At 69.6% G+C, this 1,122-nt stretch carries 1 protein-coding gene; it reads left to right on the top strand.

Features of this window, described 5'->3' with window-relative positions:
- Positions 1–128: 128 nt before the first annotated feature.
- A partial coding sequence (locus tag ABD363_RS32400; RefSeq protein ID WP_344610037.1) for an IS481 family transposase occupies positions 129–1,122 on the top strand: 994 nt, incomplete at its 3' end.

Genomic DNA, 1,122 nt, shown 5'->3' on the forward strand with positions numbered 1-1,122 from the left:
CTAGCTGTTCTGTCCGGGGAGGTTGTGGACGGGTGACGCAGGTCTCGGCTGAGGGATCTTGAAATGGGTGAGGGCCTTCTGGCCTGGTGTGGATTGCGACATCTGCACCAGCGATCAGAAAGGCCCTCGTGCCCCACCGTAATGCACCCCTGACCGAGACCGGGCGCCTGCGCCTGGCCCGCTGCATCGTCGACGACGACTGGCCACTTCGGCGGGCCGCAGAACGTTTCCAGGTCTCGCCGACCACGGCCCAGCGGTGGGCCGACCGCTACCGGCAACTCGGCGAGGCCGGCATGACCGACCGCTCCAGCCGCCCGCGCCACAGCCCCCGCCGGACGCCGACACGTACCGAGCGGCGCATCATCAAGGTCCGCCTGCTGCGCCGGTGGGGACCGGCCCGCATCGCACACTTCCTGCGCCTGGTGCCCTCCACCGTGCACCGAGTCCTCACCCGCTACCACCTCGCCCGCCTGTCCCACCTGGACCGCGCCACGGGCCATATCGTGCGCCGCTACGAACGCGAGAGGCCCGGCGAACTCATCCACGTCGACATCAAGAAGCTGGGCAACATCCCCGACGGCGGCGGACACAAGGTCCACGGCAGAGCCCGGGGCAGCCGCAACAGCTCCGCACACCGCGACCCCGCCCGGCCCCGCACCCGTCACGGCCGCCCCAACCTCGGCTACAGCTACCTGCACACCGCCGTCGACGACCACTCCCGCCTCGCCTACAGCGAGATCCACTCCGATGAGAAGAAGGAGACCGCCACCGGCTTCTGGCAGCGGGCCCACGCCTTCTTCACCCAGGCCGGTATCCAGGTCGAGCGGGTGCTGACCGACAACGGCGCCTGCTACCGCTCACGCGACTGGCGCGATGCGCTGGCAGCGGCTGGGATCGCCCACAAGCGAACCCGGCCCTACCGGCCCCAGACGAACGGCAAGGTCGAACGCTTCAACCGCACCCTGCTGGAGGAGTGGGCCTACGCACGCCCCTACCGCTCCGAAGCCGAGCGCCGGGAAGCGTTCCCGCACTGGCTGCACACCTACAATCACCACCGCGGACACACCGCCCTGAAAGGGCAACCACCCGCCAGCCGCGTCCCCAACCTCACGGGTCAGTACA

The organism is Streptomyces glaucus, assembly GCF_039533365.1.
Lineage (GTDB): Bacteria > Actinomycetota > Actinomycetes > Streptomycetales > Streptomycetaceae > Streptomyces > Streptomyces glaucus.